The organism is Arthrobacter sp. SO3, assembly GCF_020532825.1.
In the GTDB taxonomy this organism is placed as follows: domain Bacteria; phylum Actinomycetota; class Actinomycetes; order Actinomycetales; family Micrococcaceae; genus Arthrobacter.
The window spans coordinates 1-4,428 of the sequence record NZ_MQTS01000200.1 but is presented as its reverse complement, the minus strand read 5'-3'; the positions used below and the strand labels follow the sequence as shown (position 1 = coordinate 4,428).

Sequence of the window (4,428 nt, the reverse complement as noted above, 5' to 3'; positions counted from 1 at the left end):
GGCGGGGGCGCCCGGCTCGCCGAGATGTCCTTTGCCGGCGTCTCCAACCGTTTCCCGTTCGTCCTCGCCCTGCCGCAGTCCCGGACGGAGGCGGTGCTCGAGGAACGCGTCCGCCAACTCGACGCCGGGGCCCTGCACCGCGGTGTCCGGGTCATCCGGCTGCGTCACGAAGGCGGCCGGGTCACCGCGGAGGCGAACACCGGTGGCGCCGCCACCAGGCATTCGGCGGCCCTTGTGGTGGCCGCCGACGGCGTCAGGTCGGCCGTCCGCTCGCAGCTGGGCACCGCGGTGCGGGCGAAGAATTACCCGGACAGCTACCTGATGGGAGACTTCGCCGACAGCACCCGGTTCGGTCCGGACGCGGCGCTGTTCCTGGAATCTGCGGGAATTGTGGAGTCCTTTCCGCTGCCCGGGGGGCGGCGCCGCTGGGTGGTTCGCCTCGCGGACCCCGGGACTGGCGGGAACGCCCGCTGGCTCGCGAACCGGATCGGGGAACGCACCGGGATCGACGTCGACCCCGCGAGCAACAGCATGCTGAGCAGCTTCGGCGTGCGCGCACGACTGGCGCGCAGCATGGTAAACGGCCGGACGGTGCTGATCGGCGATGCCGCCCATGAGATCAGCCCGATCGGAGGCCAGGGCATGAACCTGGGCTGGCTCGACGCCGTCGCCCTGGCCCCGGTGATTCTCGCCTCGCTGCGCGGCGCGGACGTGGGGGCGGACCTCCGGAACTTCGAGACCAGACGCATGGCGGCAGCAGCCAGGGCGGCCCGCCAGTCCGAAATCAACATGTTGCTGGGCCGGCCCCTGCCGGCGGGGCCGTGGTCAGTGCGGAACCGGGCCATCGCCGCCGCCGCGGCCATGCCGGCCGTCAACGGATTCGTGGCCCGCCGCTTCACCATGCAGTGAGTCCCCGGCCGGGGCTACGCCGGGGCCACGGGCCTTGCCGTCGGGGGTCGCTCAGGCGGGCGTGAAGTAGCAGTCGTAGCTGTCCTGGCTGACGATTTTACCGTCCCGGACCTCAAAAACGGCCGCGATCCTGGCGCGGATGACCTCGCCGGTGTCCCAGTGCGGAAGATCCATCAGCAGCGTGGCTGTCCACTCGGCTTCCACCACCACACGGGTCCCTTCACACGTCGTGCGCCGCACTTCGAAACGCTGCCCCGAGATGACCTCATGGGCTGCGGCCGCCCCCGCCAGGGTTTGCTCGCGGTTCCGGGTTGCCCCGGCCGGTGCCAGCAGATGGGGCGCCTCGTACAGGGTGTAGTCCTCGGCCAGGAAGGGCGAGATGCCCTCGGCTCCGCCGCCCGCCTCGAGAGCGCGCAGCAGGGCCAGGACGGTGTCCAAGGGGGCCGGTGAAGTCATGGAACGAGACTAGCCGACGGCGCCCGCCAACCCGGGTACCCGGGCTGGCGGCGGGAATACACTTTCCCCATGGGCTGCTCTTCCCCGCCGCTGCGGCGCCCCGCCGGCGGAACGCGAATCTTCACGGTGTGCGGTCTGGCTGCTGCCGTGGTTGGCCTCGCCATGACGGTCTCCTGCAGCGCGGGTACTTCCGGCACCGGCCCACCCTCGGCCCCAGCCACGGCAACGCCCTCGACAGTTCCTGCGGCCGTCCCGGTCACCGCCGAGATCAACCAGCTCCGCGACAACTACAGCCGGCAAATCATCGCCATCCAGTTGACCAATACCACCCCTGCCCCGGTGACGGTCCGCGGCGCGGGCCTGGCCAGCCCGCTCTTTGCCGGCACCATCGAGTGGCAGGCGACGCCCGGCGGGATCGAACTCCCGCCGGGGCAGACCAAGATCCTGCCGGCACAACTGCGCGCCCCGGACTGCGGCCTCCCGACAGGACCCGTGAGCGAGGGGCCGGCACTGGTCCTGCGGCTTGCCGACGGTCGGGGAACCGAGTCCACGGCGACGGTGCGTGCCACTGATCCCTACGGGGTGCTTAGCCGCAACAACGCGGAAATGTGCCTCAGCCAGGCGGCCTCTGCGGTCGCCGTAATGCGGCTGGAGCCGGAACTCGAGGTGGCTGCCGGCGGGCAGAGCGCGGTGCTGAAACTAACGATCACGCCGCGAAGCACTCCCGGCGCCGTGAATCCCGGCTCAACGGCATCCCTGACGATCAACTGGATCGATCAGACCACGCTGCTCGAAGCGGACCCGTCCGCACCGTGGCCGCGATCCGTTTCGGTCGGCGCCGGCGGCACAAGCCAGCAGCTCCGGTTGGGGATCCGGCCCGCACGCTGCGATCCGCACGCCATAGCGGAGGACAAGGTGGGGACGCTGCTGCCGCTCAGGCTGTCCGTGGGCGGCCGGGACGGCATCCTGAAGGTCGACGCCGGAGCGCTGCTGCGTGGACGCATTTACGAATTCATTACGGCAGCTTGCGGACGCCAGTAGTCTGTTGCCATGTCACCAGACGCCAGGCCCACTGACATCAGCGCCGCTCGCATCCATGAAACCGTCGAGCACATACTGGCCGCCGGGGTGCTCCCCTCCATCGTCCAGGCCGGACATCCGGTGCTCCGGCAGCTCGCCGCGCCCTTTGACGGCCAGCTGAGCGACGCCGAACTTGGCCAGCTGATCGACCTGATGCACAGTGTTATGCACAAGGCGCCCGGCGTCGGTCTGGCGGCCCCGCAGCTGGGAATCCCGCTGCAGCTCGCGGTGCTCGAGGATCAGTTCGAGGTCGATCCGGAGGTCGCCGCCGTCCGCGGACGGGAGCCGCTGCCATTTTTCGCCATGCTGAACCCGTCCTACCAGCCGCTGCCCGGGGCCACCGCGGCGTTCTACGAGGGATGCCTCTCCCTGAACGGAGTGCAGGCCGCCGTCTCCCGCCCCGAGTCGGTCCGGCTCGACTTCACCGCCCCGGACGGAAGCCGGCAGCAGCGGGAGTTCAGCGGCTGGCAGGCCCGGATCGTCCAGCACGAAACCGACCACCTGCACGGCATCCTCTACCTGGACCGTGCCGAGTTGCGTTCCATCAGCACCAATGCCGAATACGCTGCGCGCTGGTCGCAGCCCGATATCAGCCTCGCCCGGCAGGAACTCGGGTTCCTGCCGGACGCCTAAAGTAACTTATCCGGCCGCAGCGGCCGGGTTCGCCGTTGTCGGAAGGTACCTGGCCCACCACTGCAGGATCTGGTCGAAGCGTTGCTTGCGGTGGTGGGGCGTGCCCGAGCGTGACAGCTCATGGTTCTCCCCCGGGAAGACCAGGAACGCGGACTCCACCCCGAGCCGTTTGAGCGCCGTGAAATACCGCTGGCCCTGCTCCACCGGGCACCGGAGATCCTCCTCGCTGTGGATGACCAACGCCGGGGTGCGCACCCGGTCCACCCGGGCCATCGGGCTCTGAGCCGCCATCAGTTCCACGGAACGCCCTGTGTACTCCCCGCCGAAGAACCAGCCAATGTCGGAGGACCCGATGAAACTCACGGGATCCAGGAATCCGCGTTCCACGATGGCGGCCCTGAAGCGGTGGTCATGGCTGATGGTCCAGGCAGTCAGGTAGCCCCCGTAGGAACCTCCCATGATGCCGAGCGACCCGGCGTCGAGCTCCTCGAACTTGCCGAGCGCGCCGTCGAGGAAGGCCACGACATCCTGCATGTCCAGGGTGCCCATTTTCTCCTTGATGGCCCGGCCGTGGGCCTGGCCATAGCCGGCGGAGCCGCGCGGGTTGCACATCAGGACCGCGTAGCCTGCCGCGGCATAGACCTGGGCCTCATCGAAAAGCGCCCCGGTGAACTGGGCGAACGGGCCGCCGTGGATGTTCAGCAGGACCGGATGGGGGCCCTGGCCCGGCGGCTTCACGAGCCAGCCGTGGACGGGGTAGCCGTCGCCGGACGGGACCGTGAGCTCGAGCGGTTCGATGATTCCGGCGTCCGCGCGCAGTGGGGCGGAAAAATCGGTCAGGACGCGGGGTTGACCGCCGTCGAGCACCGCCACATCCCCCGCGGTCGCCGCGTCGGCGAAGCTGACCACGAGCGATCCGCCGCCGGCGGCGGCACCGGTGACCACCCGTTCGCCCTGGACCAGACGCCGGTGGTTCCCGGCGGCCTGGAATTCGAGCAGCTCAACCGTTCCCCGGGTGTTGTTCAGCAGCAGCACCGAGTCAGGCCCGACCAGTTCGATCCGGCCGTTGCAGCCAAGGTCCATCGTCTCGGCGTCGCTCAGCATCGTGGCGTCGCCGCCGCCGGCGGGCAGCACGTAGAGCGCGGTGTTGCGCGCCACGAAGTCCTGTCCCGACCCGCCCAAGTCCTGGGCGAGGAAGAACAGCGACTGCCCGTCCTGCGACTGCCGGACGGCGTGGACGGTCTGGCGGCCGGCGTTGGCCGGGGCGACGGGTTCCGGCTCCGGTCCCCCGGTGCACTCCTCCACCGTGCGCTCCTCCACCGTGCCCTCCCCCACAATGTCTTCCTCCAC

At 69.8% G+C, this 4,428-nt stretch carries 5 protein-coding genes; 3 read left to right on the top strand and 2 right to left on the bottom strand.

The window, feature by feature from the left end:
- Positions 1–909 (top strand): FAD-dependent oxidoreductase (locus BJQ90_RS18725; RefSeq protein WP_226761711.1); only part of this gene is annotated, 909 nt, incomplete at its 5' end.
- A gap of 51 nt (positions 910–960) precedes the next feature.
- On the opposite strand, the gene BJQ90_RS18720 is transcribed toward BJQ90_RS18725, so the two are convergent.
- Positions 961–1,365, bottom strand: coding sequence for a nuclear transport factor 2 family protein (locus BJQ90_RS18720; RefSeq protein ID WP_226761710.1), 405 nt, complete (start codon positions 1,363–1,365; stop codon positions 961–963).
- A 69-nt stretch (positions 1,366–1,434) separates the two neighbouring features.
- On the opposite strand from BJQ90_RS18720, the gene BJQ90_RS18715 reads away from it, so the two are divergent.
- Positions 1,435–2,406, top strand: coding sequence for a hypothetical protein (locus tag BJQ90_RS18715; RefSeq protein ID WP_226761709.1), 972 nt, complete (start codon positions 1,435–1,437; stop codon positions 2,404–2,406).
- A gap of 9 nt (positions 2,407–2,415) precedes the next feature.
- Positions 2,416–3,078, top strand: coding sequence for a peptide deformylase (locus BJQ90_RS18710; RefSeq protein WP_226761708.1), 663 nt, complete (start codon positions 2,416–2,418; stop codon positions 3,076–3,078).
- 6 nt (positions 3,079–3,084) lie between these two features.
- Here BJQ90_RS18710 and BJQ90_RS18705 read toward each other — a convergent pair.
- Positions 3,085–4,428: alpha/beta hydrolase family protein (locus BJQ90_RS18705; protein WP_226761707.1), on the bottom strand; the 1,344-nt coding region annotated here is incomplete at its 5' end.

Coding starts and splice junctions, on each gene's coding strand:
- BJQ90_RS18720 (WP_226761710.1), bottom strand. CDS start 1,365: ATGACTTCACCGGCCCCCTTGGACACCGTCCTGGCCCTGCTGCGCGCT.
- BJQ90_RS18710 (WP_226761708.1), top strand. CDS start 2,416: ATGTCACCAGACGCCAGGCCCACTGACATCAGCGCCGCTCGCATCCAT.
- BJQ90_RS18715 (WP_226761709.1), top strand. CDS start 1,435: ATGGGCTGCTCTTCCCCGCCGCTGCGGCGCCCCGCCGGCGGAACGCGA.